General features: G+C 63.3%; 27 protein-coding genes and 1 pseudogene. 9 read left to right on the top strand and 19 right to left on the bottom strand.

Annotated elements, in window-relative coordinates; genetic code table 11:
- Nucleotides 1–21 precede the first annotated feature (21 nt).
- Entirely contained in the window at nucleotides 22–510 is a 489-nt protein-coding gene (locus ACV22Z_RS11910; protein WP_448076504.1) for a MarR family winged helix-turn-helix transcriptional regulator, read from the bottom strand.
- A gap of 160 nt (nucleotides 511–670) precedes the next feature.
- Between ACV22Z_RS11910 and ACV22Z_RS11915 the strand changes: the two genes are divergently transcribed.
- Entirely contained in the window at nucleotides 671–1,174 is a 504-nt protein-coding gene (locus tag ACV22Z_RS11915; protein WP_448076505.1) for a 2,4'-dihydroxyacetophenone dioxygenase family protein, read from the top strand.
- 75 nt (nucleotides 1,175–1,249) lie between these two features.
- Here ACV22Z_RS11915 and ACV22Z_RS11920 read toward each other — a convergent pair whose 3' ends face one another.
- The 3 genes from ACV22Z_RS11920 to ACV22Z_RS11930 form a co-directional block, all read right to left on the bottom strand.
- Complete coding sequence (locus ACV22Z_RS11920; RefSeq protein WP_448076506.1) at nucleotides 1,250–1,885, bottom strand: J domain-containing protein; 636 nt, start codon at nucleotides 1,883–1,885, stop codon at nucleotides 1,250–1,252.
- 89 nt (nucleotides 1,886–1,974) lie between these two features.
- Nucleotides 1,975–2,808: an MFS transporter gene (locus ACV22Z_RS11925; protein WP_448076507.1), complete on the bottom strand. Its 834-nt coding sequence runs from the start codon at nucleotides 2,806–2,808 to the stop codon at nucleotides 1,975–1,977.
- Complete coding sequence (locus ACV22Z_RS11930; protein WP_448076508.1) at nucleotides 2,805–3,659, bottom strand: class I SAM-dependent methyltransferase; 855 nt, start codon at nucleotides 3,657–3,659, stop codon at nucleotides 2,805–2,807. Before ACV22Z_RS11930 ends, ACV22Z_RS11925 begins: the two co-directional genes overlap by 4 nt.
- Nucleotides 3,660–3,791: 132 nt before the next feature.
- Between ACV22Z_RS11930 and ACV22Z_RS11935 the strand changes: the two genes are divergently transcribed.
- From ACV22Z_RS11935 to ACV22Z_RS11945, 3 genes are all read left to right on the top strand, one after another.
- A complete protein-coding gene (locus ACV22Z_RS11935) occupies nucleotides 3,792–4,718 on the top strand; it encodes a LysR family transcriptional regulator (protein ID WP_448076509.1) in 927 nt (308 codons plus the stop codon).
- A 513-nt stretch (nucleotides 4,719–5,231) separates the two neighbouring features.
- Nucleotides 5,232–5,585, top strand: coding sequence for a BON domain-containing protein (locus ACV22Z_RS11940; RefSeq protein ID WP_448076510.1), 354 nt, complete (start codon nucleotides 5,232–5,234; stop codon nucleotides 5,583–5,585).
- A gap of 724 nt (nucleotides 5,586–6,309) precedes the next feature.
- Nucleotides 6,310–6,678 (top strand): NUDIX hydrolase, encoded by a 369-nt coding sequence (locus ACV22Z_RS11945; RefSeq protein ID WP_448076511.1) that lies wholly within the window; start codon nucleotides 6,310–6,312, stop codon nucleotides 6,676–6,678.
- 592 nt (nucleotides 6,679–7,270) lie between these two features.
- Here the strand turns inward: ACV22Z_RS11945 and ACV22Z_RS11950 are convergent.
- Nucleotides 7,271–7,594 carry a hypothetical protein gene (locus ACV22Z_RS11950; RefSeq protein WP_448076512.1) on the bottom strand — a complete coding sequence of 108 codons (324 nt, stop codon included), beginning with the start codon at nucleotides 7,592–7,594 and terminating at the stop codon, nucleotides 7,271–7,273.
- A gap of 507 nt (nucleotides 7,595–8,101) precedes the next feature.
- Here ACV22Z_RS11950 and ACV22Z_RS11955 point away from each other — a divergent pair.
- From ACV22Z_RS11955 to ACV22Z_RS11965, 3 genes are all read left to right on the top strand, one after another.
- Nucleotides 8,102–8,371 (top strand): hypothetical protein, encoded by a 270-nt coding sequence (locus ACV22Z_RS11955; RefSeq protein ID WP_448076513.1) that lies wholly within the window; start codon nucleotides 8,102–8,104, stop codon nucleotides 8,369–8,371.
- A gap of 108 nt (nucleotides 8,372–8,479) precedes the next feature.
- Nucleotides 8,480–8,935 (top strand): hypothetical protein, encoded by a 456-nt coding sequence (locus tag ACV22Z_RS11960; protein ID WP_448076514.1) that lies wholly within the window; start codon nucleotides 8,480–8,482, stop codon nucleotides 8,933–8,935.
- Between the two features lie 546 nt (nucleotides 8,936–9,481).
- On the top strand, nucleotides 9,482–9,688 hold the full coding sequence (locus tag ACV22Z_RS11965; protein WP_448076515.1) for a DUF6494 family protein: 207 nt from the start codon (nucleotides 9,482–9,484) through the stop codon (nucleotides 9,686–9,688).
- 470 nt (nucleotides 9,689–10,158) lie between these two features.
- Here the strand turns inward: ACV22Z_RS11965 and ACV22Z_RS11970 are convergent, their stop codons facing one another.
- From ACV22Z_RS11970 to ACV22Z_RS12015, 10 genes are all read right to left on the bottom strand, one after another.
- Nucleotides 10,159–10,464 carry a panthothenate synthetase gene (locus ACV22Z_RS11970; RefSeq protein ID WP_134758111.1) on the bottom strand — a complete coding sequence of 102 codons (306 nt, stop codon included), beginning with the start codon at nucleotides 10,462–10,464 and terminating at the stop codon, nucleotides 10,159–10,161.
- A 621-nt stretch (nucleotides 10,465–11,085) separates the two neighbouring features.
- Nucleotides 11,086–12,366: an McrC family protein gene (locus ACV22Z_RS11975; RefSeq protein ID WP_448076516.1), complete on the bottom strand. Its 1,281-nt coding sequence runs from the start codon at nucleotides 12,364–12,366 to the stop codon at nucleotides 11,086–11,088.
- A 5-nt stretch (nucleotides 12,367–12,371) separates the two neighbouring features.
- Complete coding sequence (locus ACV22Z_RS11980) at nucleotides 12,372–14,213, bottom strand: AAA family ATPase (RefSeq protein WP_448076517.1); 1,842 nt, start codon at nucleotides 14,211–14,213, stop codon at nucleotides 12,372–12,374.
- Nucleotides 14,203–14,502 (bottom strand): hypothetical protein, encoded by a 300-nt coding sequence (locus ACV22Z_RS11985; RefSeq protein ID WP_448076518.1) that lies wholly within the window; start codon nucleotides 14,500–14,502, stop codon nucleotides 14,203–14,205. Before ACV22Z_RS11985 ends, ACV22Z_RS11980 begins: the two co-directional genes overlap by 11 nt.
- Complete coding sequence (locus tag ACV22Z_RS11990) at nucleotides 14,495–15,196, bottom strand: hypothetical protein (protein ID WP_448076519.1); 702 nt, start codon at nucleotides 15,194–15,196, stop codon at nucleotides 14,495–14,497. The genes ACV22Z_RS11985 and ACV22Z_RS11990 overlap by 8 nt, the downstream gene beginning before the upstream one ends.
- 575 nt (nucleotides 15,197–15,771) lie before the next feature.
- Nucleotides 15,772–16,416: a LuxR C-terminal-related transcriptional regulator gene (locus ACV22Z_RS11995; protein ID WP_448076520.1), complete on the bottom strand. Its 645-nt coding sequence runs from the start codon at nucleotides 16,414–16,416 to the stop codon at nucleotides 15,772–15,774.
- Between the two features lie 43 nt (nucleotides 16,417–16,459).
- Entirely contained in the window at nucleotides 16,460–17,398 is a 939-nt protein-coding gene (locus ACV22Z_RS12000) for a S1C family serine protease (RefSeq protein WP_448076521.1), read from the bottom strand.
- Between the two features lie 291 nt (nucleotides 17,399–17,689).
- The gene (locus ACV22Z_RS12005) at nucleotides 17,690–18,121 is read right to left on the bottom strand and encodes a glutathione S-transferase family protein (RefSeq protein WP_448076522.1); all 432 of its coding nucleotides are present in this window, start codon (nucleotides 18,119–18,121) and stop codon (nucleotides 17,690–17,692) included.
- A 181-nt stretch (nucleotides 18,122–18,302) separates the two neighbouring features.
- Nucleotides 18,303–18,746, bottom strand: a complete 444-nt coding sequence (locus tag ACV22Z_RS12010) for a cupin domain-containing protein (protein WP_448076523.1) — start codon at nucleotides 18,744–18,746, stop codon at nucleotides 18,303–18,305.
- A 362-nt stretch (nucleotides 18,747–19,108) separates the two neighbouring features.
- The gene (locus tag ACV22Z_RS12015; RefSeq protein WP_448076524.1) at nucleotides 19,109–20,068 is read right to left on the bottom strand and encodes a GlxA family transcriptional regulator; all 960 of its coding nucleotides are present in this window, start codon (nucleotides 20,066–20,068) and stop codon (nucleotides 19,109–19,111) included.
- Between the two features lie 131 nt (nucleotides 20,069–20,199).
- Between ACV22Z_RS12015 and ACV22Z_RS12020 the strand changes: the two genes are divergently transcribed.
- A complete protein-coding gene (locus tag ACV22Z_RS12020; RefSeq protein WP_448076525.1) occupies nucleotides 20,200–21,000 on the top strand; it encodes an SDR family NAD(P)-dependent oxidoreductase in 801 nt (266 codons plus the stop codon).
- A gap of 51 nt (nucleotides 21,001–21,051) precedes the next feature.
- A pseudogene (locus ACV22Z_RS12025) lies at nucleotides 21,052–21,156 on the top strand (short-chain dehydrogenase); the annotation flags it as partial.
- Here ACV22Z_RS12025 and ACV22Z_RS12030 read toward each other — a convergent pair.
- From ACV22Z_RS12030 to ACV22Z_RS12045, 4 genes are all read right to left on the bottom strand, one after another.
- Nucleotides 21,126–21,308: a hypothetical protein gene (locus tag ACV22Z_RS12030; protein WP_448076526.1), complete on the bottom strand. Its 183-nt coding sequence runs from the start codon at nucleotides 21,306–21,308 to the stop codon at nucleotides 21,126–21,128. The pseudogene ACV22Z_RS12025 and the gene ACV22Z_RS12030 sit on opposite strands and share 31 nt — an antisense overlap.
- A gap of 95 nt (nucleotides 21,309–21,403) precedes the next feature.
- A complete protein-coding gene (locus tag ACV22Z_RS12035) occupies nucleotides 21,404–22,756 on the bottom strand; it encodes an MFS transporter (RefSeq protein ID WP_448076527.1) in 1,353 nt (450 codons plus the stop codon).
- 68 nt (nucleotides 22,757–22,824) lie between these two features.
- Nucleotides 22,825–24,177: an MFS transporter gene (locus ACV22Z_RS12040; protein ID WP_448076528.1), complete on the bottom strand. Its 1,353-nt coding sequence runs from the start codon at nucleotides 24,175–24,177 to the stop codon at nucleotides 22,825–22,827.
- A 177-nt stretch (nucleotides 24,178–24,354) separates the two neighbouring features.
- Nucleotides 24,355–25,314 (bottom strand): MBL fold metallo-hydrolase, encoded by a 960-nt coding sequence (locus tag ACV22Z_RS12045; RefSeq protein ID WP_448076529.1) that lies wholly within the window; start codon nucleotides 25,312–25,314, stop codon nucleotides 24,355–24,357.
- Nucleotides 25,315–25,373 lie beyond the last annotated feature (59 nt).

Genomic DNA, 25,373 nt, shown 5'->3' on the forward strand with positions numbered 1-25,373 from the left:
CGCCGGGCGGGTCGATGGCGTTCATGGGCGCGCCGCTTCCTGGAATTCCGCGAGCCGCTGCAGCAGCTTCACGGCCGACGCGAGTTCGGCCTGCTCCTGCGCCGACAGCTGCGCGTGCAGCGCGCGGAACAGCCAGTCGTCCTTGGCCGCGCGGTTGGCCTGCAGCACCTTGCGAAAGCCGGGCGTCAGCGCGATCAGCGTCTGCCGGCCATCGGTCGGATCGGGGGCGCCGCTGACGGCGCCCATCGTTTCCAGCGTCGCGACCGTCACGCGCATCGATTGCGGGCGGACGCTTTCCGCCCGCGCCAGCGCGGACACGGTCGCGGGGCCGTCGCGGTCAAGCCGCAGCAGCACCGATTTCTGGGAAGACGTGAGGTCGTTCGGGTGGGCCTGCTCCCGCATCCGCCGCATCAGCTTGCCGACCGAGATGCGGAGTTCGCCGGCAAGACCGGCCAGTGGGAGCGCTTCGGGGGACGACGATGGCGTGTTCATGGCTCGATGATAGTACATATACAGAAAAACTGTACAGTTTGACTGTATATATCGAGGTGCGATCGGCACGTGCCCCGCGGAGGCTCGCGAGTCGAAGACGAACGCGAAACGTCGCGTTCAGCCGCGCGATCCGGCTCTGCGATAATGCGGGCTCCCCATTTCCGCACCGCTTCCCGCCATGACGCAGCCGTCCGCCCCGCTCTCCACCGACCTGCCGCCGATCTCGTGCCTGCCCGGCGACGCGCTGCCGTGGCTGCCGATGAGCCCGGATCTGCCGGGCCTCGCGATCAAGTACCTGCACATCAACGCGGCCGAAGACACGCTGACGGCGCTGCTGAAGATGCCCGCAGGCCGGACGCTGCCGCGCCATCGCCATGACGGGCAGGTTTTCGTCTACACGTTGCAGGGTGCGTGGCGCTACCTCGAATACGACTGGGTTGCGCACGCCGGCTCGACCGTGCTCGAACCGGCCGGCTCAGTCCATACACCGGAAGCGCTCGGTGCCGAAGGCGAGGACGTGATCACGTTCAACGTGATGCGCGGCGACCTCGTGCTGCTCGATGACGACGGCCGCGAGACGGCGCGGGAGAATTGCCGCGTCGCGCTGCTGCGCCAGCGCAAGCACGCGCGGACGGCGCCGGAAGGCGCCGTGGCGTTCGCTGTGCCGTTCATTACGCGCTGAGGTCGGGCGGGACTGGACGCGCGGTTCCGATGCGAATTCGTGTGCCGTACAGGAATGCGTTCAAGACGAACGCGTTCACGGGCGCATCCCGAACACGCCATGCCACAGGGTGCTGACCCAGTTTGCGTAAGCGTGTTCGCCAGCCGTCCGGGCGTCGCCCTCCGGCGGTTGTTCCGGTGCGGGTTGCCTCGCGCTGTCGGATTCCCGGGAATGGTGTTGCGCCGCCTGCGCCGCGCCGTCATCGTCTCGCGTTGCCCGTTCATCGACTTGCAGGTCACGAGAGGCGCCCGGCTGGCGCGACGCATGCAATTCGGTTGAGCTATCCGCAATTTGCCCGGCAAGCTGCTCGTCGCAATCGCGGCCGAGCAGCACGCCAAACACGACATCGCGGCTGTAGCCGCGTTCGGCGAAGCCCAGCGCGAGGGCCACGAACCGCCTGTATTCCGCCTCCCGCTCGGCCTGCAGTCGCTCCTCTTCCTCACGCAGCCGTGCCATCTCCTGCGCATAGACTTCGTCGTAGACGCGGCGCTGCGCCGGGTCCGACAGAATGGCATACGCTTCCTTGACCTCCTGGAAGCGCGCGTGTGCGCACGCTTCCTGCCCGAGGTTGCGATCGGGATGCGCTTTCATCGCGGCACGCCTGTACGCGCGCTTGATTTCCTCATCTGTGGCGTCTTCCTGCACACCGAGCAAGTCATACAACGTCGCCATGGTTCGTCCGGATCAGAATCGGTTTCGGCGATCGTAGCATGCACGCGCGGCGTCAAAATGTCGGGGCCGCGCCCCGTCGCCGAACAGGCTCAGCCGGTGGATCGCCGGATCAGCTGGCGCAGCGACAGCGCGTGCAGCAGGATCGAAGCCGGCACCACGAATGCCGGGGTCAATACATCCGGATAGGCGCCGGCACCGATGCTTGGCACGGCCGGAACGATCAGCTGGAACGGGCCAGGCGACGTGATCGCCCCCATGGTGACCGCAATGACGAAATCCGCGAGGCCGAAGATGTTCCACATGATCGCCGCCTTCCGGCCCTCGGCTGTCCCGGTCGCGACGGCGATTGCCGCCGGCACGGCGAACATGCCGGTCAGCACATCGCCGATTCCGGCCGGCAACGCGAATGCCCCGGGCATCCCCCCATGCAGCCACGCAGCAAGCGCCCAACCGCCGAACACGCGGTAAAGCTGGATCGCGACGAGCCACGTCACCGGCACCGCATCGAGCACCTGCCCTACCCGCCTCGACAGCAGCAACAGTGGCGCACCGATCAGCACCGGCAGAACGATCGCCAACGGCAGCAACGGCGGCGCGTCCGGCGTGCCTGCGCGGAAGGTGCCGTCGATGGCTGCGCTCCACGCGACAGCGAACCAAAGCGTGTACGGAATCATGACCGCAAGCCAGGTCGTGCGGCGCTGGCCCGGCGTCAGGCCGGTGCGCTCGAGGCCGAGCCATAGACCGATCGCGACGACCGCATGGACCGCCAGATGGAGAGCTGTGACCGGAACACCGCTAGCCGGGATAGCCGGCTGCCAGTAGATCAGGCCGATCCACAAGGCCGTCAGCGGTGCGATCCAGAGCAGGCCGCGCCATGCGGGACGCGACACGACGATACCGGCAGGAACAGGAGCGGCAGTCATCGGCGGGCCTCCGTACGGTTCGGGGAATGCGTGGCGTCGGCCGCGAACACCGCAGTGAGAATGCCGACCCGGCCTTCCATGAGATTGCGTCCCAGGTTCGCGAAAAGTTGCGTGAAGTCCGGCCCCAGCACCACGCCAAGATTGGGCGACGGCGGCGGCCCGGACGCCCGGCGTTGGGCGATCCACGCTTTTGCGGCCTCCGTGTCGTCTTGCCATGCGAGCGTTCGGAAACCGGCTTCCTCGACGGCCTCGCGTGTCGCGTCGGCCGTCATCAGAAAGCTCGTGGCCGGGGTGCGCGCCCACGGAACGGGATAGTACGGTTCGCTGCCGTTTACGACGACGTCGTACGTCGCGAATTTGCCGTCCGGCTTCAGCACGCGCCGGATCTCCCGGTAAAGCCGTGCGCGATCGGCGATGTTCATCGCCACGTGCTGCAGCAACACGACATCGAAGCGGCCGTCGTCGAACGGAAGGTCCAGCGCGCTGGCGGTCCGAAATGACACCTGCTCGCCCTGCCCGGTGCGCTGCGCGAGATAGCGCGCGGCCTCCACGAACGGCTCGCTGAGGTCGATGCCCGTCACTTGGCAGCCACGGGTTGCGGCCAGAACGCGAGCCGGCCCGCCGATGCCCGAGCCGACATCCAGCACCGACATGTCGGCGGTGATCCCGGCCAATTCGGCAAGCTCGTCGGTGGCAGCCAGCCCGCGGGTGTGAAACTGGTCGAGGGCGTCCAGTTGCCGCGGCGCGAACTGCTGATCTTCCGGTCCGAGCACCGCGAGCGCGGCTTTCAGCCGCTCGGTCAGGCCGGTCGCGCGATAGTGCTCGCGCACGCCATCAAGCGCATCGTTCATGGTGAGGTTCCTCCATGGTTTCGAGCAGATCGTTCCGGAGTTGCGCGTCGGAATCGGCGCGACGCCCCGTCTGCAGGCGTAGGTGTACCATGGCCGTTGGCGAGCGACTATTCATCACAATGTTGATGGGCCATGAAGCAGAACTTCACAGTCAGGCAAGGCGCGCTCGATGGTGTGGAGGCGTTCCTCAGCGTCGCCCAGCATCGCAGTTTTCGCCGCGCAGCCGCCGAACTCGGCGTCACGCCGTCGGCCGTCAGCCAGGCGGTGCGGGTGCTTGAAGAGCGCATTGGCGCAGCGCTCTTCATCCGCACCACGCGCAGCGTCGGCCTGACAGAAGCCGGCGAACGGTTTCTGTCGCGTGCAAAGCCTGCGTTCGAAGAGCTCGTCGCCGCCAGCGAGGTGGCGCGCGGTCTCGGCCAGCGGCCCGCCGGACTGCTGCGCCTTTCGGTGCCGCGCGCGGTGGTGCCGATCCTGCTGGAACCGCTGATCGCATCCTTCTGCCAGGCTTATCCCGAGATCGAAGTGGAGATTGCCGCGAACGAGGCGCTGATCGATCTCGCGGCGGAAGGGTTCGACGCCGGCATCCGCCTGGGCCAGTTCGTCGCCGCCGACATGGTCGCGGTGCCGTTGACACCTCCGTTCCGCCTCGTCATCGTCGGGAGTCCTGCCTACTTCGCAGGCCGCAGCCGTCCCGAACGCGTGGACGATCTGCGCGAACATGCGTGTTTGCGGTGGCGGAAATCCAACGGCGCGCTCGCGCCGTGGTCATTCAACGACAACGACCATGAAATCGAGGTCGCCGTATCGGGCCCGCTGATCGCGCATGATTTTCCCACCCTGCTGGGTGCGGCAGTCGAAGGTCTGGGCCTTGCGCAACTGCCTGAGCCAATGGTCGCGGAAGCGCTGAACGCGGGAACGCTGGTGCACATGCTGGAACCGTTCGCGCCGGTGAGGCCCGGTGTGTTTCTCTACTATCCGAGCCGTCGGCAGATCCTGCCGAAGCTGCGTGCGTTCATCGATCACGTGAAGAACCGCCCTCCAGGGCGTGGCGGGCGATGACCGCAACCCCGATGAGCGGTTCGAGGGGCATCACGGTGCGCTGCTCGGCCTTTGCGGACGGTCGGGGATGCGATTCACTATGGCGGCTATCGGTCGCTGTCCGGACATCGGGAGCACAGTGGGCACGATTGTCCGCTGTCACTGCCATTGAATGCGTGCTGTCGACCCTCAACGGCCCTTCGAGTCAGTCCGAAGTCAACGGCGGCTTCCAATTGACTGCGACCGTTCGCCAGGGCACACCGAACGACGAGTCATCGGGTTCCCTTGCCGTCATTCACAAGACGGGTTGGCCCTGACCCACTGGTCGAAAATCCGACGGAAAGCACTCTCCAGCGGTTCTGGACGCGCTTGAACGTGCGCATCCGACGAGGGAAAGTCTACAATTCGATTGCCGAACGTCGTGGCCGCTGGTCATCAACGTCCGGGTGCTCATTTTTCGCCGCACTTTGATTGACCAGCGAATCTTTTCGAGTCTCTCCCACCCAGTTTTGCTACCCACCTGAAGGAGAAGAGATGAAATCCATGAAGACCTGCGTTGCCACAGCGATCGCCGTCAGCGCCATTGTTGCGATCGTGCCCGTTGTTAATGCACAAGAGACGACTGCGGCAACTTCAGCAACGGCTCCCTCTCGTTCGTCGATTCGAGCAGCAGATCGGGAGTTGGCGAAACGAGTTCAGACGACGTTGTACAAGCAAAAGGGCTTGGTGTCGACTGATGTTCACGCCATCGCTCGTAGCGGCAAGATTACGCTTGTAGGAATGGTTCCAGATCAGGCGCAGATAGATCTCGCAGGGAAAGTTGCCGAGAATGTCTCTGGAGTTACATCGGTCAAGAACAATTTGACAGTGGACGAAGAAGGACATTGATGCTTGAGTCCAACCGCATCCTTTGACTGCACTGGCGCGCCTTGAGAACACGAATGTCATGTTCTCAACGGCGACGCCCTTGCCGGGGAAGGCACTTGCATGGCTGAGTGAAGACCGTGCTCTGCTCGATATTGGCCCGGTGTCGAATCGCGTGCAACGGGCGGGCTCAATGATGAGCGGGTTGACTATCTGTATTCGCGAGGATGAATGGCCGAAGGTATCCGAACGCGGTCCGATACCGAGCTTGCAACATCGAATGTCGCCTGTCCTCGATCAGCGGTTCGGGACCCAATACCGCCACGCGAAACGAAGCCATGTTAATGGCCGCTTCGTGAGCCGAACCGTCACTCGAATGGCGACATCACCGACGCAGCCAACGACAGCTACTGGCCGAGCGCCGCCGTTTGCCGGCCCGTGCAAACAACTCGGTGATACTCCCATGTTCCTTGTTTGAGATCGCGCCCGTCTCAGCTAGAGATGGCTCGGACCCGCCGTGATGCTGCACGCATTCGTCGGCACTTCCGTATTTCTACCCATCTTCGAGCACCGCGATTGTGACGTTTTAGTGAATTTCATTAAGGTGTCGCGCGTACCCCGCCGTCGCTTCGCAACATCGCCGGCTTCTGCTGTTCTGTATTAGGATGCTTGGCTACATCAAGCACCGCCCGATACGCTGGCGTGTCGAGCGCCTCGAAAATGCCTGGGGCATAAGTGGGAGTTCGGTTTGAAGAAACGCGCCACCGTGATCTGTCGCAGAGGTAAGCGAATCCTTCTGGTCGCACGTAGTCAATCAAAGTGGGCTTTGCCGGGCGGGATCCTCAAGCGTGGAGAAGATCGCTCGGACGCTGCACTTCGGGAACTCAAGGAAGAAACGCAACTATCCGGGAAGTCAGCCAAGCACCTCTTCGACTTCCGTGGCAAGCAAAAGCACCATCACGTGTTCTCCTGCGAAATCTCGAATCGCGCCAAAGCTCGCCCGAGTAACGAAATATCGAGGTGTCGCTGGGTTCACCTGGATGACATCCCTCGCCTCATGACCAGCGGGCCGACGACCGATATCGTGAAGCTCATGAGTCAGCGGCGCAGGAAGTAGCCCAGATATCTAGCCAGATGCCCGACGTCCTGTGAACCTCCCGCCAGCGGGTAGCCTTCCGGCGCCCGCCCGAACGACGCTTCTCGGCGAAGCAGTGCAAGACGGTGTATTAGATTTTCGAAATAATCACGCGCCTGATAGGATCCCGGACGCCGCCTTCCGCGATTGCGGCAGTCATGCGCTGTCGATTGAGCTGGAACGCGAGAAGGAGTTGCAACGCAGACAGATCCCTGGCGCCGCGACTCTCCTTGGCCACGTAAGCTGGCACGGCGTAAGAGTAAGAACCCCAGCCGGGCCCGAACGCTGAGAAATGGATCTCGCCGTCTGCGATCGTCGGCTGCTAAAGCTATAGCGCCGCTTCCAATTCTGCTGACGAGTTGTTCATCGCGGTGCTCCAGAAGAGGCATCGAGCTATTCGAGCTTCGCCAGGACTTCGCACCCGATGCGGCATACCAGGTGCGAGCATGCTCATCACTCTCACAAACTCTACGTGCCACGGCACGCAGAAGTAGATACAACGCCCTATTGGATGCCCGTCAACATACAGGGTGTCATATCTCGGACGTCCTCAGTCGATCAAGGCGGCGCCTGGTCAGGCAAGTCTATGACGGAACTGCTCGGGCGTCGCGCCGCGCGCGTCGTCAGCCCGTTCGCTGCTGGTGGAAGGGAGAATCGTTGAACGGGTACCCTGATGAACTGCCGAGACAGGGTCGAGAATGCTTGAGGCCTGATACAGACAAACCCAATCCTTGTGCTCCGGCTGCAGCGGATCGAGTTCGAGTAACCAGTTCGTGTTGCACATACGGCAACAGTAACGTTGCAGGAGCACGGGGCGACGGCCGAGCGGGCGCAGTCGAGTCTGCCCGTCGGTTATCCGCAGCCCGTCGTGTGGCTGGACCGTGTCGCCCAGTTGCATTCTTTCGCAGGCTTCGCAGGGCATGGCTGGCAGAGTGACGCTCGACGAGTGACCGACTATAGCACCGCGTTCAGCGACGGGTTGCGAATCAGTAGTCGAAGAAAAAGCCCGCACGGCGGCGGGCTGAATCCATATCAAAAGGAGACATGGAGGAGACGGTGTTTAGTATAAACCCTTAGTCTTGCGATGCAAGGTGGTGTTGTGTCGCAACCGCGCGTTGACTCACGCGGCAAACGCGCGACTACTTTCAGGCGTGCGCGTGCTGACGCGACCGGTAGGTTGAAATCGTCGATTACAGGCTTGAACGTCACCGCTTGCGCTGTCTGTATAGTAGATCCGCCGTCTCTGTTTCATTGCAACACTCCTCGCTGCTATGCAGCCTCAAGTGTGTTGCATCGACGGGTTGAATCCGCAGAGATCGCTCGGCGGCAATCGACAGGATCTAGGCTCCACGGGCTGGCAGGAGTTGCTTAAAATCTCCGCCCCATCATGAGCATCGAGAATTCCATGGATACCCATATCGTCAAGCTTTTGACGCCGACTGTATCGAATGACGGAACGATCGTGTTTTCCGCCTACCGCGTGGGCGACGGCTACGGTTCGTTCGCCATTTCGCCGACTGTGATGTGCACCACACTCGGTGCGGCGGATCAGAGCAACTTTCAAAGCCAAATCGCATTCGAGACGAATCGCGACCGCATCGCAACCGCCGTAGCACGCCAGTTTCCCCTCGACGATAGCGGCGCGCCGCGTTTCCTGCGCGCCCAGGACCTATAAGGCCAGACCCGATCGTCTTCACGAAAGGGCGGTAACCCGATCGCCTGCCGGTCGGCCTGCGTTGATAACCGTATATACTGTTTATACAGTTATCACCAGGAGAGACACGTGAACACTCAAACCGCAACCGCCCTCATGGCAGAGGCCTTTCCCTTTCCGACGAGCGCCAACACGGCTGCCGACACCGGCCATGCACCGGTCGCTCAAACCGACACGGCAGGGTCGATAGCCGTCGACGTCAAACCCACCAAGACCAAGGCAGTAAAGAAGGCCGCGAAAGCCGCGAAGGCCCCGGCAAAAGCCGCGGCGGAATCGACTCCGGAGACCAAGGAGAAACGCCCGAAGAAACCGAAGGTCGTGCGTGACAGCTTCACGATGCCGAAGGAGGACTACGACAAAATCCAGGCGTTGAAGCGAAAGTGCCTGGACGCCGGCGTCGCAGTGAAGAAGAGTGAGCTCTTGCGCGCGGGCCTGATCATGCTCGAAGCGGCGGCCACCACCCGTCTGCTCGCGGCTGTCGCCGCGGTCGAGACCGTGAAGACCGGTCGGCCTGCGAAGTCGTAGAAGTTCGCGGCTCGAGGCATGCCGCGGCGGTTGAAGCCCGCCGCGGGGCCCGTCAAAGGTCGGGACCGCCGTTGCCTCTGATCCGGCGCAACGTCTACGGCTGCATCCGAGGTCAAACGGATATCCGCCTACGCCAAGGTTACAGCGGCTTGTCGGCCTTTGCGGACGCTTGCGGAAGCGGCTCGATGAGGCGGCTATAGGGCGTTTTCCGGACATCCGGGGCACCGCGGTCGCGAATGTCAGTTGTCACTGCAAGTGATGCGTGCTGTCGCCCCGTTCCCACCGGTCGCCGTGTGAGCGGTTCAAGGGCAGGTAAGGGAGTGCTCCAGTCATTCACGCCGCCTTTTCGCGAGCAACGGTTCAGAATCGCGTACCTGAAGCAACCCGGTATTTTCCACGATTGGAGATAGAGCCCGGGTTCCGGAGAACAATCTGGCTTGAGGAATCTCGCGAGTTTTACGCGCATACTCGAGGCCGACGGACACCGCACACGTTCTCCGTTACGTCATCGCAGCAGGCACCCTTCCCCGGAGACTGGAGATCCAAATGAATGACGACACCTTCAACCTCAGCGTACGCAAGTTCTTAAAAATGGTCGGCGTTAGTTCGCAGCGTGAAATAGAGCATGCAGTCGCCAAGGCGATTGCCAGCAGCGCGATTGCGGGCAATGAATCCTTTCCGGCGAAAGTTACGTTGGAAATCCCGGGGCTCAAGCTGAAAGTGGATTTCGAAGACGAAATCAGGCTTGAGTAAGAGGACGAACACCACACGCAGAGAAAGCGTTTGCCCGGAGCAGATTCGCGGCCGCCGGCACGTTCTCGGCCGTTACTGCCCACGTGAGGGGCCGGCGTCGGACAGGCGAAAGGACGGTCTCGAGTCGGCAAGCTCCCGGCATGGCTGCTGGAAGATTGGGCAGACAAATCGCTCTACTGGCACGAGGCCGCTCTCCGGATGACGGGCGCAAGCGCGGTGTCGAAGGCAGTCAGCTTCCTGTGTATGGGGCGACCAGGCTGGGAGCGCATTCCGGTCGGAATCGTGGTAAAGCGCATGTACTGCCAGAAGTTGGATACGCAGGTTCTTGGCAAATTGCCAGCTTCAACCGTTTGCGAGCAGTTCATTGCGCACTTGACGTCTCTGGATACGCTTCTTGCCGACCATCCATGGCTTGTTGGAGACGCGAAATCGATCGCCGACCGCAGCCCGGCTGCTGCGTGCGGCTTGTGCTATTTCCACTTTGAACCGATTGCCTCCAGCCCGGCTTTCTGCAGGTCTTCCGGTCCCATCACGACGCGAAACTCGCAGTCGGCATTGAACGTGAGAAACCACGGCTCTGCGAATGCGGGAATCTGCGACGGATCATCAAGGTTGATCACAAGGATTGCTCCGCGTCCTCCGCTTTGCTCGGTAAAATAGGCCGCTTCCGGTTTCGCTTCTTCGAGTATTTTCGCCATCACGGCCCCGATGGTGCCGTCGCGCACGAAAGCATTGAATGGCTCGTGTGGAATTCGTATGTTCAGAAGCATGCGCATGGACATTCTCCTAGCCTGAGGCGCGGAAAGAACTTTTCGAGTATAGGAGATCTGGACTCTTCCTTTGGTGGCTTAGGCAACACTCCTCACGCATTGGTGCGCAACGGTGCCGAGCATCGGAAACCCGCAAATTGACGCGGAGGATTGACTGCGGCCGACGTCCGATCTCTGATGCGGAGCCGACGCCCGATTGTCCGCACGATCTTGCGGGCGAGGGGCCGGAATTGGCCGATTGCTCCAGTTCGACGAACGTTCTAAGGAGCGGACGTTGGAAATCTCAACGGCAGCTTGCAGGCGGTTTACGAATACGCGTGCTGCTGGCCAATTGTTGCCGTTCGCCATCGCCGTTCAACCGCAATTCAGCTGACTGCTTTGCATTGCTAACCGGCCGCTCACAGAGGCTTCCCGGATATTATTTATGCAAAAACTCCAGGCACCGGGCGAAGGCTAGGTCATTCAGTTCGGCCGTTGTCGTTCCGCCGATCGCGGCGACAATCGGCCCAACGGATTGTCGCCGGTCGCGGTTGTCCACCATGGCACCCGGTGATCGGCTGATGACGGGTTCCCCGTTGTCGTACTCGGATGGGCCGCCGCCATTCGGATGGCGATTCTTCAACAGAGCTAATGCATGGACGCAAAGATGCGCTCGAGTTGCGATGAAACGAGTTTCAGGTCTGTCAGGTCGACCGTGGCGATGCTAAGCGTGGTCGACTCCGCCGGCTGCGCCCCGTGTCTAGCCGTGTTGAGTCGAAACACTCGGCGCACCCCAGCGCATTCACCCAAGGGGGAATCGTGAGGATAGACGAGCACGACGTTCCCGCAGCCGTAGCAACTGGCGTAGGCGTACATCTGATACAAGTCCGACTGAGCGACGCCCTCCTTCGACTCCTCGGACGATAGCCGCTTCCATTTGGTATCGAGGATGATACGCGGCTCCAGATCCATCATCGCGACGAGATCGGGCTTCATTGCGAATGTGGCCTTATCTGCCGCCGTGTCGTACGCCAGGAATCTGCGTGGGCCTTGCAGGCGCCCACCAAGTCCTTGCCTTGCGAGAACCCGCAACGCGACGCGCCCGATGTACTCCTCGAACAGCAGGTTCATGTCGAAGAACAGCGAAAAGCCGTGAGTGCCGCCCGCTGTGACGTCCGGAGATGCGCTGCGCAGAAACAATTCCGCAAGCCGATAGCACGGCTTATATCGTTCATTAAGCCGGTCGAAATTCACACGCGGCCACGGCAGCGATGCGGGCGCGCAATCGTTCACTCCCTCAAGGGCCAGCAGCAATTCCGAAAGCCGTTGCTGATTGCTGAACGAGCGCGAATGCTTGAGCAGGAAGCGAACCGAAGCCTTCAGAATCACGTTGAGCGGATTGTCTTCATGGAATTCGTCGAAGCGACAATAAAGGCGCTCGGGATTGGCCGCATTCTTCTGGATCTGCGCGGGAATCGACAAACGCCCCCGCATCACGCAGAGATTTTCCTCGAGCGTCTCGTAGCGTCTCACGAGCCCACGGCGGACTTGCTCGAACAGTTTGTCGCAATACAGGCGGATGAGCATTTCCAGCACCCCCTGAGTTTGCTTGCCCACCCGCGCAATCTCGCCTTCTCCGATGTCGAGATCCAGCGCGACGCCCAGCATGCCCACCAGATTACGACGCACGTGATCGTCATCGCCAGCGATCTTCGGCAGAACCTCTACAATCTCGGCGCCCGTCTGCAGGACGCCGACATATTGCTGCGCCGCGATCGTCGTCGCGTTGACGTACTTGAACACCTCGAAGCCGTACACTTTCTTGACCGCCGTGATGTCCGTCGCGACAGCGGCCGATACAACCGGCAGATCCGTGCGCGGCGTGCCGACGGCGAGCTTCCCGTGCTCGCGAACCGAGACGATGGCCACTGCGCTTACCGGTAGATGTTCAGATACGACTGCAACTCGAACGGCTTCGGATTGACCCGATAACGCGTGCGCGCCTCGAGGCCGTCGATGCCATCGGACAGGCCTTTCGGAATCCAGGTGTCTGATTGAATGAATCCTCCCGCAGTGTCGTTGAGCACGAGCCTGACCTTTGCCCAGTCTTCGTAGAAGTATTCCTGCAGCAGAGGAATGATTTTTCTCCGGAACACGCGGTCCAGATCGGACAGGTTACGCACGCTGAGAAGGTAGGCGTGACCGATCGTATGATCCCGGTCGTAGAGGAACTCCACACGTTCGTTGAGTGCGGCGAGCATCTCTCCAAGGTTCACGCCGGAGACTTCGATCGCCTTCAACTTCAAACAGTCAGGCTGCAGTTCCTCGAACTCGAAGCGCCGTCGCAGCGCCGTGTCCAGCAGGGCGATGGAGCGGTCCGCCGTGTTCATTGTGCCGATCACGTGAAGATTCGACGGCACGCTGAAGTCCTGGCCCGAGTAAGGCAGCTTGACGGTCACCGGATTCGACGCGCCTTCACGCTTGTCGGGTTCCAGCAACGTGATCAGCTCGCCAAACACCTTCGAGATGTTGGCTCGGTTGATTTCATCGATGACCAATACGAACGGCAGATTAACGGCTGTCTGCTGTGCTTTCAGGAGTTCGCTCAACGCACCGGCCTTGAGAAAGCTCGAATTGAGTCGATAGAGCGTCTGCATCGTGAACAGGCGATCGTAGATCTCATTCACGTTGCGCTCCTTTTCGAACACAGCCAGCCAGCGCACGTTGCGCATCTGATGCTGCCCGGCAACGGGCGCTTCGAGATATTCATATTCGCCGGTAACTTCGCCGATTGCACGAAACGCGCTATTGCCCTTCGACACGATGATGATGTCGCCCGATTTCACCTCGTTCTTGAACGCATTGACGAAACGCGTATGCGACACGACACGCTCGTCGTGGGGCCTTTCGTCCTGCACCCTCTTGCGGATATCGCTCTCCGTCTCGCAGTCGGTAAAATCGATGTCCTCGCCCCAGCCGAGCAGCACATAGCCTTTCTCGATGCACGCCTGGAAGATCGCGTTGCCCTTTACCGAGCCGGCGGCACCGAGTGACATCTTGTAGATCTTGCGCTCCCCGAGTGGCGCGCCTTGCAGACCGGTCCGCACTACCGTATTGCGCTTCGCCGCATCGGCGACCTTTCGGAATACGCCCGGACGAATCTCGTATGACACGCCGCCATCTTTCGCCACCTCCGGACGCAGTCCTTCCACGAAATCCTCGTAGCCGTATGACTGGTGAAAGGTGACGAAGCTGATGCGCCCCTCACTGCGAAGTTCTTCATAGCGGCTCATCAGCGCTTCGCGGTCGCTGTCCACCTTTCCGTCGCAGATCGCCACCGCAATCTCGGCGGTTCGATAGGTCTTGCCCGTTCCGGGCGGTCCGTAAAGAATCGTGTTGGTTGGCGTGTTCATGATGTTGTCTGTGGATGACTCGTCCGCGGCAGCTTCAGGCGCTTGTTCGCCTGGGGCCGGAGGCGCGCCGGTCATGTGCGCGACGGCCGATGCCAGGTCGGCGATGCGTTCGATGCGGTATCGGAGGCGTCCCGCCGACTCCGGTTCCGACTGTGCAAGATGTGCTGCAAGCTCAGGCACCGCGGCAGGCAATTCGATCAGGAGCATGTCGTCGGTCAGCCATACGTCCAGTAAAGGCGCATTGGGAGCCGTGCGGTATGACCGGCGCAGATGATTCGCACGATGCGTTGAACGGAAGTGGAAGTTCGCGTCGAGCAGATCGGTCGCCGCCTTCCAGAGTGAAATCGCTGCCTCAGCCGCCATGTTTCGCTCGCTCAGACTCGATGAATGATCGGCTGACTTCCTCGATATCGCCGGGCTCACACGTCACAGTGCCCGGCTTGCCGTTCTTGTTCCGACGCCTGAAGCGCGGTCGCTCCATCGCCAGCAGTTTGTCGAGAGCCGTCCAGTAATCCTGGATTCCGCTTTCCTTGTCCTTGTCGCGGGCGCCGATCTCATAGCCTTTCGAGAGCCGGCACTCGGGCAGAAAGAAGGTCTTCTTTCCGGTCTCTTTCTCGACGTGGAAAGGGACGCGCACGAACGCTTCAGCCATGACGGGCCTCCTTCGTCCCGACCTCGGCGAGCAGGCGTTGCAGATAGCTGATGCTGACCTCCTCGGCGTTACTGTGGTCACACGTGACGATGCCCGCAATGCCGTTCCCATTCCGGCGCCGAAATGCCGGTTTGTGCATGTCCTTGAGAAAGGCGAGCGCATCCCAGTAATCGGCGAAATACCGTTCGCGATTCTTCGTGCCGACCTGATACCCCTTGGTCCGCTTCAAGTCCGGAAGAAAGAACGTCTTCGATCCGTCGGCTTCGACATAGTACGGCACCGACGTGAACCCCTCGGAGGGCGGCTGGCTCCGTGAGGCGGGGACTCTGGTCGATGTCGCCAGCGCTCGCCAGGCTGCCAGGAACGCGGTGAGTTCCGCTTCGTTGCCGATTCCAACGCGTGCATATTTCCAGCGCGGATTCTCGTGCACTTCGCGGCTCGTCGCGGCCCGTTGCGCCGCCACCCACTCGCGCGCTTGTCCGGGTTCGAGTTTCAGTGCGGCGGCAAACGCATCGATGTTAAAAGCAAGCTCGACAAGATTGCTGCCGATGTTCTCGCCATATACGGCCAGCGTGGTAGCCGACGAGCCGTCAATCAGACGTTGAAATCTGAAATAGCCTGCCTCCTCGTTCGAGGGCGCGCCGAGCGTGGTGATCGCCTGCACCAGCAATTTTCTTGTTTCGGTAAATCTCATCTGGTGACCGTGTTTCAAGAACATGCGCCGCTAGGATCGGCGATTGGAACCGTAATAGTTTACGGCAAGCCCAGAGGAAACTTGAACGTTTCTTGGAGGTTCAGGCACACCCGGCGTGGCCGGCGTCGACGCGCACCGACGAATAAAGCCGAGGCGGCGCCGACGACTTCAGTGGTCGAATGACTCATCGGCCCGCCCGACCGCTCGAGTGGCCGTTGTGCTTCACAAGCCGACGTCGCGTCGCGCCGGAATGAATGGCGGTTCAGGGTCGGCAGTACGCATTCGCCGACGGAGACACCGGACGCTCGCGGCCGCGGCGCTCCCAACGTCTGGAAAGGATCCTGTAGCCGCCTCGTCATCGCCGACACCGGAGCGTCCGCAAAGGCCGAGAAGCAGCATTCGAGCATTTGAATCGAATGCCCCTTCGCTGGGCGGAGCCGACGTCTGAACGTCTGGGGCGCGGCACGGCTGAGTGTTTTCTTCTGGCCGACCACTGCCGCCTCCGCAGATGACGGGGTGACGGATTCAACACGTGGATTTCATGTGAGTCCGCCCAGCATCTGCCTGACTTCCGACTACATCATGATGAGGCCATGTCGCATGCCCTGCATGACGGCTTCGGTGCGGCTGCTTGCGCCGAGCTTGCCGAAAATGGAGGACAGGTGGAACTTCACCGTGTTGTCCGATATGTCGAGCTGGTGCGCGATCTCCTTGTTGCCGAGCCCTTCGGCGAGCATCGTCAGCACTTCAATCTCGCGAGGGGTGAGCATTTCGACAAGCGCCGCGGATGCCGTCGGGCGAGGCACTGCACGCTCCGCCAGCAGCCGGGCAAGGATCTCCGGGGATAGCACGCACAGGCCCGCGGCCACCGCTTCGATCGCGGCGACGATTTCGCCGGACGTCGCACTGCGCGTCAGCAGTGCCGTAGCACCGCCCGCCCACGCCTCATGCATCCAGTCGCTGTCCGCGTCGTCGGTGAGCAGGACGAGCGCCGGCGTTGCGAGATTGCGGTCAGCTCGCGGCGCCGGCAAATCGCCGGCCTGCGGCTCCAGCTCGACCAAAACCACATCCGGCAATTCGCTGACAAAGTGGTCGAAGATCACGGCGGCGTCGGCTGCGCTTCCCGCGAAATCCAGCGCCGGTGTTGCGTCGACAAGCGCCTGCAGGCTCGCTCGCGCTTGCGGTGAGGCGGCGACGACGGCGACCCTGATCGAGCTCATCTGCATCATATCGGCACCCGGCGTGCGACGGCTTGCACGATTCTCAGCGGCACGCATTCCGTTGCGGGCGTTCGCCCACCGTGACCGAGCACTCGCTGCGCTCGCCGCCCCGGATCAGCCCGAGCTTCAACGACTTTCCGATGCGGTCGCCGCCAAGCGCAGCGTGCATGTCGTCCATGTCGCGGCACGGCTTGCCATCCAGCTCGATCAGCACATCCCCGATCAGCACCCCGGCGCGCTCCGCGGGCCCGCCCGCCGCAAGCGAAACTACCAGCAGCCCGCGCTCGGAAGCCAGATTCAGTTTCGTCACCCATGCGTCCGGCACGTTCACCGGCTGTGTGCCCACGCCAAGGTAGCCGTGCGACACACGTCCCTTTTTCAGCAGTTCGTCGCTCACGCGCGCCACGGTCGATGCCGGAATCACGACGCCGGCACCAGGCGAGAGCGCCGATGTGCACAGGCCCATGACCCGCCCCTGCATATCCGCCAGGGCCGCACCGGAAAAGCCGGGGCGCAGCCCGCCATCCAGCCGCACGAAGGCATCGAACTGGCCGCCTCGCCAGCTACGCCACGGACCGCTGGCCGTGCCGACGACGCCGAAATCTGCGCTGGTGCCGAGCCGGTCCACGCGTGCCACCGCGAGCACCAGATGTCCTGCCTTGAGGGAGCGCGCGTCACCGGTTTCAACGGGACTCAGCTCCACGCCATCAAGCCTCAGTACCGCCAGGTCGGTGCCCAGATCCCGCCCCGCCAGGACGGCCGCTACGGTGCGGCCATCGGCCAACGTGACTTCAATGCCGTTGTCGCGCCTGAGCGTATGCGCCGCCGTGACCACCACGCCGGATTGCCAGATTACTCCACTGGAGGGAAAGCGGTGCCGGCCGTGCACCGCGACAACACTCTGGCCGACACGCTCAGCGATGGCCGCCAGGTTGTTGGAAAGATCCTGCAACGGATTTGCGCCGGGGGTTGGGGTTTCCATAAGACGACTCCTGCCATGTGCTACCTGAATCGATGCTGCGCTCGCCCGGCCAGCGTGAAGATGCCAGACAGGCAAGCGCAGACGAGTGGATTCACAATGACAGGCGCGCGACGGCCGCGCACCACCCTAATGGGTAGCCCGCGCGTCGGACAGCGTGTTCAAGGCTCGCCGTGCCGGCCCTAAGCCACGGCATGAGAACGGTCGCGTTCTTGCAAGTACATGCGCAGCGCAAATCTTCCGGCGGCAGTCTCCCGCAGGCGCGGGACTTCGTCGCGCATCGCGACAGGCACGTCATCGAGCGCGGGGTAAGCGGCACGGTAGCCCGTGGGAAACAGCACCGGCGCGGCGAGCGCTGCGCTCCGACAGCAATTGCGCATAGGCCCAACGCCTCGCGTGCGGACCGAGCACTTCGTCGAATTGCGTCTCGAGCGCTTCGACTTCTTGCCGCAGGCCGGCATCGCGCGGGTACAGCAGATCGCCGCCGCAGAAAACATCCGTATGCACCAGGATATCGGTGGAATCGATGAAATGTGCGCCCCCATGAACCAGCACTGGCACGCTGCTGCCGCCGTTGGGTATCGTGGCCAACCGGTGCAGCAGCGGTGCATGCGGCTCCTCCTGATAGGGCAGACAGAGCCTGTCGAGCGCCCACCGCGCCTTCTCGCTGTAATGGCTGTGCGGCATCGTGATCAATACGGCAAGATGAACGCTATCGTTGGTCATTGGCATAGCCCTCGCTTGTCACTACGTTGCGCATGGGTCAAGCGCCAGCGAGACTTCCGAATCGTGGCAATGTCGAAGGGCTGCATCCAGACTTTTCTGCCTTCCGGTCCACGCCCCCGGATGTCACCAGATGGCCGGCTGCCGCCCGACGCGGCCCGCCGCAGCCGCCCCGATGCATCCGTCACCTGCCGAGGCGCGCGCCGTATCGGGTCGCGATCTCGACCAGCTTCGAGACGTCGGGCGGCATCGCGGTGACTTCTCGATCGATCGTCGTGAACAGGTTCGCTGCCTGGCTGGTGTGGCTGGCGATCGACAGCATCTCGACGCCGCCGGAGCCGCAGCGGAAGCTGTGTACCGTGCCGGCCGGGACATGCACGAACGAGCCGGCGGTCGCGACCGATGTAGTGCCGTCGCAAGTGAGTTCGACGCTGCCGTCGATCACGAAGAACGATTCATCCCAGTCATGTGCGTGCGGGGGCGGGCCGCTGCCTTCTGCGCCGTGCTGCAGGAAGACCTCGTAACCTTGCGTGGCGGCATGATCGGCGAGGACCGTGATTTTTTCGCCAAGGACATTCAGCGCGCGCGCGTAGGTTTGTGGTGTCACGAACAAGGGCTGGGGCTTCATGTCGGTCTCCTCGGCGGTTCTTCAATACGGTGCAGTCGGGGGCTCGCGGCCGGCCGCGGGGTGGGCATGATGGCTGGGCCGGTCCTGCCGATGGCCATCTTGATGTTCGAAGCAAATCCCGGACCGGTTGCGACGCGTGTTCGATCCCGTCGGATCGCAGGAGGACACGTGGAACGCGACGGTCGATCGACGCGTGAAAATGTTTCCATTCTGAAACGCTTCGTGGCGCGCTGGTTCCAGAGTGGACCCGCCATTCGAACGGCGGCCCTTGCGGATTGGCGAGCGGCGACTGTTCGCCGAATCCGGCCGATAGCGGCCCACGCACGTACCAACCCGACTCGATTCGTCCGGATACCCGGCCCCTATCGCCCTCCCCGCTCATCCATGCGCGCGTCGCGCCGAACCGCCTGCGGCGGAACGCCAAACCCGCGCATGAACGCTTCGCGCATATGGCGGCGGTCCCGAAAACCGGTCTCCCTCGCGATGACGTCGAGCGGATGCCGGCTCTGTTCGATCATCACGCGCGCCGCCTCCAGCCGCAGCTTTTCGATCGCCTTGGCCGGTGACTGTCCCGTTTCGAGCGCAAACACCCGGCTGAACTGGCGCGGGCTCAGGTGCACGCTTTCGGCCAGTTCCTCCACCGTCAGCGCACGGTTCAGATTCCGGCGCGCGTAGTTCAGCGCATTCTGGATGCGATCCGATTTCGGCGCGAGATCCAGCATTTCGGAATGCTGCGACTGCCCGCCTGCGCGGCGCTGGTGCATGACCAGCTTGTGCGCGACCGAGCGCGCGATCTCCGCGCCGAGATCCTTTTCCACCATCGCGAGCGCGAGGTCGAGACCGGCCGTCATGCCGGCGGACGTCCAGATCGGACCGTCGACGATATAGATCCGGTCTTCCTCGACGCGAATGTCCGGAAAGCGTTTCTGCATTTCACTCCCGAAAGCCCAGTGCGTCGTCGCGCGCCGCTGCGCCAGCAGGCCGGCTTCCGCGAGCACGAATGCGCCGGTACAGATCCCGGCGGTGCGTGCCGCGCGCTGCCCGCCTTTGCGCAGGAACGCAAGAATCTCCTTCGGCGCCGGGGAACCGATCGGATCGTTGACGCCGGCGACGATCCACGTGTCGACGTCGACCCGCCCGCGCAGCGACCGCGTGCCCACGGCAAAGCCGAGCGACGAGCGTACTTCGCCGCCCGCCACCGAAAAATTGTCGAGCCGGTAGAACGGCTCACCCGCCACGAAATTCGCGTACTCGAACACGGACTGCGGCGCGAGCGCCATGATCTGAAACCCTTCGCTGATCAAAAAGCCGATCCGGTGCATGTCCGTTCTCCTGCCGCAAAGCTGTCACCCAATGTCCTGAATCATACCCATCTATGTCATTTCGGTCATGACGGATCGAAGCCAGAATGCATTCACGCGTTCAACGACGCTTCTCGAAACGGAGTGACATCATGGCAACGACTCATCAAGGTACGGCCCTTATTACCGGCGCGTCGTCGGGCATCGGCGCAGTCTACGCCGAGCGGCTCGCACGCCGCGGCTACGACCTGATCCTGGTCGCGCGGAATCGCGACCGGCTGATCGCCCTCGCCGACCGCATCACGAACGACACGCACCGCAGCGTCGAAATCGTCGACGCGGACCTGAACGACCGCGCAGCCCTTGCCCGCGTCGAAGCGAAGCTGAAACAGGACGCCAGCATTACGCTGCTGGTCAACAACGCGGGCGTCGGCACGCATACGCCGCTGCTCGACAGCGACGTCGATGCGATGACGCGCCTGATCGATCTGAACGTCACGGCGCTCACCCGCCTCACGTATGCGGCCGTCCCGGGCTTCGTCGCGCGCGGCAACGGCGCCGTCATCAACATCTCGTCGATCGTCGCGATCTCACCGGAAACGCTCAACGGCGTCTACGGCGGCAGCAAGGCGTTCGTGCTCGCGTTCAGCCAGTCGCTGCACCACGAGCTCGCCGACAAGGGCGTGCAGGTGCAGGCCGTGCTGCCCGGCGCAACCGCGACCGATTTCTGGCAGACCGGCGGCCTGCCGCTCGAGCACCTGCCGAGCGAAATCGTCATGTCGGCGGCCGACATGGTCGACGCGGCATTGACGGGCTTCGACCGTCACGAGCTCGTGACGATCCCGTCGCTGCATGCCGGCGAAGAGTGGGATGCCTATGAAGCTGCGCGGCGCACGATGGCCCCGCACCTGTCGAGCGATGCGCCCGCGGCGCGCTATGCGACGGCGCGATAAGGCCCGGCCGTTGGGCTTGATTTCAACTCAATCCATTAAGGAAAGCTGATCATCAAGCTCAATGGGAACGCCATGTTCATCACCGGCGGCACGTCTGGCATCGGCCGCGCACTGGCGGACGCATTTCACAGGCGAGGCAACAAAGTCATCGTTGCCTGATGATCGCGCACAGCGTAATCGCTGTGCGCGATCATGCATTCGCCGCGTCGATCGGCGGGGATCTCGTGCGAATCCAGAACGGCAAGCTCGTCGAGCGCAGGCACGTGCTGCAGGACGAAGCGACGGGCGGCGAATCCGCCGGCGGGCATCCGATGTCTGGCGACACCTTCGCGGACGAGCGCCGAGACTCGCAATACACCGCGCGATGGCGGGGGCGCTGGCCGTGCAGACCGCTCCCGCCCGTTCAGCGCCCTGCCTCCCGTTGCGCTGCCCGGGTCCCCGTCAGCATCGCCACCGCGCACGCCGCGAGCAACCCGGCGATCATCAGCATCGCCGGATCCATGCTGCCGGTCCGTGTGCGGATCACGCCGACGATCCACGGCGTGATCATCCCGCTCGACACGCCGATACTGCTGATCAGTGCAATCCCGCCCGCCGCGCCCGCGCCCGAGAAGTACGTGGACGGCATCGCCCAGAACACCGGATGCGCGGCGAAGATCAGCATCGCGGCCAGCGACAGCAGCGCCATCATCGCGACGAGGCTCGGCAGATGCAGCGTCAGCAGCGCGAGCGCCGCCGCGCCGCCGAACGCGCACGCGGCGAAATGCCAACGGCGTTCCTGTCTCCGGTCCGAACGCCGCGCGATTGCGATCAGCCCCGCCGCGCCGATCGCGTTCGGCACGATCGACAGCAGGCTGATATGCACGACGTCGTGGATGCCGAACTCGCGAATCATCAGCGGCATCCAGAACAGCAGCATCAGCAGCGCGGTCGTCAGCGAGAAGTAGATGAACGCGAACAGGTAAGTGCGCGGCTCGGCGAGCACCTGCCGCAGCGACGCCGCCGAATGGGTGCTCCCGTGCGCGCTCGCGTGCGTGCGGTCGGCCGCGAGGCCGTCGGCCAGCCGCCGCTTGTCGTCCGGCGTCAGCCACGCGGCCTGTTCGGGCCGGTCGCACAGCCAGAACCACGCGATCACGCCGAGCAGGATGGCCGGCGCGCCTTCGATCGCGAACATCCATTGCCAGCCGTGCAGCCCGAGCACGCCCGACATCCCGCGCATGATCCAGCCGGACAGCAGCCCGCCGATCATGCCCGCGACCGCGACGCCCGCATAGAAGATCGACAGCACCGACGCGCGCCGCCGCGCCGGATACCAGAAGGTCAGGTAGAACACGAGGCCCGGGAAGAAGCCGGCCTCGAACACGCCGAGCAGGAAACGCAGCACGTAGAAATGCCGCGCGCTGTCGACGGTGATCATCGCGACCGACACCGCGCCCCACAGCAGCATGATCCGCGCGAACGTGCGGCGCGCGCCGAAGCGGCGCAGCAGCGCATTGCTCGGCACCTCGAACAATACGTAGCCGACGAAGAACAGCACGGCGCCGAGGCTGTACATCGCGTCGGACAGGCCGAGATCCTGCCGCATCTGCAGTTGTGCGAAGCCGATGTTGCTGCGGTCGAGGATCGACACGATGTAGCAGACGAACAGGAACGGCACGATCCGCGCGCCGATGCGGCGGTACAGCGCGTCGGCGCCCGGCGCATCGGCTTCGGACGCGGCGCCGCGCGCCGCTTCCGCTTGAAGAGGAGCAGACATCGGTTGTCTCCTGGGTGGTGTTTGCTCGTCGGCGCCGAGCCGGATTCCGGCTCGGCGTGATTGTCCGCTCAGGCGTGCCTGCCCTGTCGCAAGGGTTCGCCCTTCACGCCTAGCATCAGCGCGGCGCCGCTCACGACCAGCAGCGCGGCCAGCAGATACACGGCGAGATCCATGCTGCCGGTGCGGGTGCGGATCAGGCCGATCACCCACGGGCTGACGATGCCGCTCGTGATGCCGATGCTGCTGATCAGCGCGATGCCCGCCGCCGCGGCCTTGCCCGACAGATAGTGGGTCGGCACGGCCCAGAAGATCGGCAGCGCGGCGAAGATCAGCGTCGCCGCCACCGACAGGCACGCGAGCATCGCCGCGAAGCTGTGCAGATGCAGCGTCAGCGCGGCAAGCGCGAGCCCGCCGCCGATCGTGCAGCACGCGAAGTGCTTGCGGCGTTCGCCGGTGCGATCCGACCGGCGCGCGATCAGGATCAGGCCGACCGCGCCGACGGCGTTCGGCACGACCGTGTAGAGGCTCACGGCGACGACGTCGGTCACGCCGAAGTCGCGGATCATCAGCGGCATCCAGAAGTTCAGCGTCAGCGACGCGCAGGTCAGCGAGAAATAGATGAACGCGAACAGGTAGACACGCGGGTTCAGCAGCGCGGCCGCGAGGCTCCGTGTGCCATGTGCACCGTGTGCATCGTCACGGCCCTGCCCTTGCGCGCACAGCGACGCGACGCGCGCCTGTTCGGCCGGCGTGAGCCACGCGGCATCCTGCGGCCGGTCGACGAGGTACGCGAACGCGACGAACGCGAGCACGATCGCCGGCGCGCCTTCGATCGCGAACATCCATTGCCAGCCGTACAGGCCGAGCACGCCGCTCATGTCGCGCATGATCCAGCCCGACATCAGGCCGCCGAGCACGCCCGCGACCGCGACGCCCGCGAAGAACACCGAGATCACCGCCGCGCGCCGGTTCGCCGGGAACCAGTAGGTCAGGTACAGCACGATGCCGGGAAAGAAGCCCGCTTCGAACACGCCGAGCATGAAGCGCAGCACGTAGAAGTGCGACGGCTTCGACACGAACATCATGCCCACCGACGCGATGCCCCACAGCAGCATGATCCGCGTGAACGTGCGGCGCGCGCCGAAGCGCGCGAGCAGCATGTTGCTCGGCACTTCGCAGAACACGTAGCCGACGTAGAAGACGGCCGCGCCGAGGCCGTACATCGCATCGCTGAAGCCGAGGTCGTGCTTCATCTGCAACTGCGCGAAGCCGATGTTGATGCGGTCGAGGAACGACACGACGTAGCACAGGAACAGGAACGGGATGATCCGCCACGCGATCTTGCGGAACATCAGCTGGTCGTCGGAAGCCGGCGCGGACGCGGACGCGACCGCCGCTTCGGCAGGAACGGATTGGGGCATGTCTCTCTCCAAACGGGCTGCGCGAATCGAGCGCGCAGCAGTCTCCGAGGGCGTGCATGCGCCCTGCTTTCTTGTGAGATAAGGAACCGCTGCTGAAACCGCGACGCGTCGCCGCTACCGGCTGTCGTCACGGAAAAAGCGGGACGTCCGCCCGGACGCCCCGCCGTCGTGTGCCGCTCAGTCCTGCAGCGCGGCCCACATGTCCTTGTCGCGCTGCGCGGTCCAGATGCGCGGATGCGAGATGCCGCTCGCTTCGTCGAACGCACGCGACACGTCGAACGGCAAACAGTGCTCGTAAATGAACACGTGGCCGAACTTCGGATCCATCGCTTCCCGCGTCAGCGCCATCGCGGCCTTCAGGTCGAGCTTCTGCTCGACGGCCTTGCGGCCCTGCGCGAGCAGCGTCGTGACGAAGTCCTTCGTGTAGTCGAGCCCCTTGTTCACGTCGGCCGGGTTCAGCAGCGCCGGGCCGCGGCCGGGCACGAGCTTCTCGGCGCCGAGCGCGCGCAGCGCCTCGAGCGTCGCAGGCCACTGTTCGAGCTGGGCGTCGCCGCAGTAGCACGCGGCGTCGTATTCGACGAGGTCGCCCGAGAACAGCACCTTCTGCGACGGCAGCCAGACGATCGTGTCGCCCTTCGTGTGGCCCGAGCCGACGTGCATGATCTTCACCTCGAGCTTGCCGAGGAACAGCGTGATCTCGCGCTCGAACACGAGCGTCGGCCAGGTCAGCCCCGGTACCGTCTCGACGCCTGCGAACAGGCGCGGGAAACGCTCGATTTCCGACTTCATGTCGGCCTCGCCGCGCTCGACGATCATCTCGTAGGTGCCGCGGCTTGCGATCACCTGCTGCGCGCCTTCGGCGAAATACGCGGACGCGCCGAGCACGCGCACCGCATGGTAGTGCGACAGCACGACATGCTTGATCGGCTTGTCGGTGACGCTGCGGATCTTCTCGATCAGGTCCTGCGCCATCGCGGGCGTCGCGGTCGTGTCGACGATCAGCACGCTGTCGTCACCGATGATCACGCCCGAGTTCGGGTCGCCTTCGGCGGTGTACGCGTAGGCGTTCTCGGAGAGCTGGGTCCAGGTGATCTTCTTCTCTTCCAGATCGGCTTGAGAGGCGAATGCTTTGGCCATGTTGCGTTCCGTGGCTGCGAGCCATGTGTTGAGGGGAGTGTCCGGATCATCGTCCCGCC

It is taken from the genome of Burkholderia sp. PU8-34 (assembly GCF_053427725.1).

Bases quoted from the DNA above. Each gene is read 5' to 3' on its own strand.
- ACV22Z_RS11910 (WP_448076504.1), bottom strand. From the start codon at position 510: ATGTACTATCATCGAGCCATGAACACGCCATCGTCGTCCCCCGAAGCG.
- ACV22Z_RS11915 (WP_448076505.1), top strand. From the start codon at position 671: ATGACGCAGCCGTCCGCCCCGCTCTCCACCGACCTGCCGCCGATCTCG.
- ACV22Z_RS11920 (WP_448076506.1), bottom strand. From the start codon at position 1,885: ATGGCGACGTTGTATGACTTGCTCGGTGTGCAGGAAGACGCCACAGAT.
- ACV22Z_RS11925 (WP_448076507.1), bottom strand. From the start codon at position 2,808: ATGACTGCCGCTCCTGTTCCTGCCGGTATCGTCGTGTCGCGTCCCGCA.
- ACV22Z_RS11930 (WP_448076508.1), bottom strand. From the start codon at position 3,659: ATGAACGATGCGCTTGATGGCGTGCGCGAGCACTATCGCGCGACCGGC.
- ACV22Z_RS11935 (WP_448076509.1), top strand. From the start codon at position 3,792: ATGAAGCAGAACTTCACAGTCAGGCAAGGCGCGCTCGATGGTGTGGAG.
- ACV22Z_RS11940 (WP_448076510.1), top strand. From the start codon at position 5,232: ATGAAATCCATGAAGACCTGCGTTGCCACAGCGATCGCCGTCAGCGCC.
- ACV22Z_RS11950 (WP_448076512.1), bottom strand. From the start codon at position 7,594: ATGCAACTGGGCGACACGGTCCAGCCACACGACGGGCTGCGGATAACC.
- ACV22Z_RS11955 (WP_448076513.1), top strand. From the start codon at position 8,102: ATGGATACCCATATCGTCAAGCTTTTGACGCCGACTGTATCGAATGAC.
- ACV22Z_RS11965 (WP_448076515.1), top strand. From the start codon at position 9,482: ATGAATGACGACACCTTCAACCTCAGCGTACGCAAGTTCTTAAAAATG.
- ACV22Z_RS11970 (WP_134758111.1), bottom strand. From the start codon at position 10,464: ATGCGCATGCTTCTGAACATACGAATTCCACACGAGCCATTCAATGCT.
- ACV22Z_RS11980 (WP_448076517.1), bottom strand. From the start codon at position 14,213: ATGGCGGCTGAGGCAGCGATTTCACTCTGGAAGGCGGCGACCGATCTG.
- ACV22Z_RS11985 (WP_448076518.1), bottom strand. From the start codon at position 14,502: ATGGCTGAAGCGTTCGTGCGCGTCCCTTTCCACGTCGAGAAAGAGACC.
- ACV22Z_RS11990 (WP_448076519.1), bottom strand. From the start codon at position 15,196: ATGAGATTTACCGAAACAAGAAAATTGCTGGTGCAGGCGATCACCACG.
- ACV22Z_RS11995 (WP_448076520.1), bottom strand. From the start codon at position 16,416: ATGAGCTCGATCAGGGTCGCCGTCGTCGCCGCCTCACCGCAAGCGCGA.
- ACV22Z_RS12000 (WP_448076521.1), bottom strand. From the start codon at position 17,398: ATGGAAACCCCAACCCCCGGCGCAAATCCGTTGCAGGATCTTTCCAAC.
- ACV22Z_RS12005 (WP_448076522.1), bottom strand. From the start codon at position 18,121: ATGACCAACGATAGCGTTCATCTTGCCGTATTGATCACGATGCCGCAC.
- ACV22Z_RS12010 (WP_448076523.1), bottom strand. From the start codon at position 18,746: ATGAAGCCCCAGCCCTTGTTCGTGACACCACAAACCTACGCGCGCGCG.
- ACV22Z_RS12015 (WP_448076524.1), bottom strand. From the start codon at position 20,068: ATGCACCGGATCGGCTTTTTGATCAGCGAAGGGTTTCAGATCATGGCG.
- ACV22Z_RS12020 (WP_448076525.1), top strand. From the start codon at position 20,200: ATGGCAACGACTCATCAAGGTACGGCCCTTATTACCGGCGCGTCGTCG.
- ACV22Z_RS12030 (WP_448076526.1), bottom strand. From the start codon at position 21,308: ATGCCCGCCGGCGGATTCGCCGCCCGTCGCTTCGTCCTGCAGCACGTG.
- ACV22Z_RS12035 (WP_448076527.1), bottom strand. From the start codon at position 22,756: ATGTCTGCTCCTCTTCAAGCGGAAGCGGCGCGCGGCGCCGCGTCCGAA.
- ACV22Z_RS12040 (WP_448076528.1), bottom strand. From the start codon at position 24,177: ATGCCCCAATCCGTTCCTGCCGAAGCGGCGGTCGCGTCCGCGTCCGCG.
- ACV22Z_RS12045 (WP_448076529.1), bottom strand. From the start codon at position 25,314: ATGGCCAAAGCATTCGCCTCTCAAGCCGATCTGGAAGAGAAGAAGATC.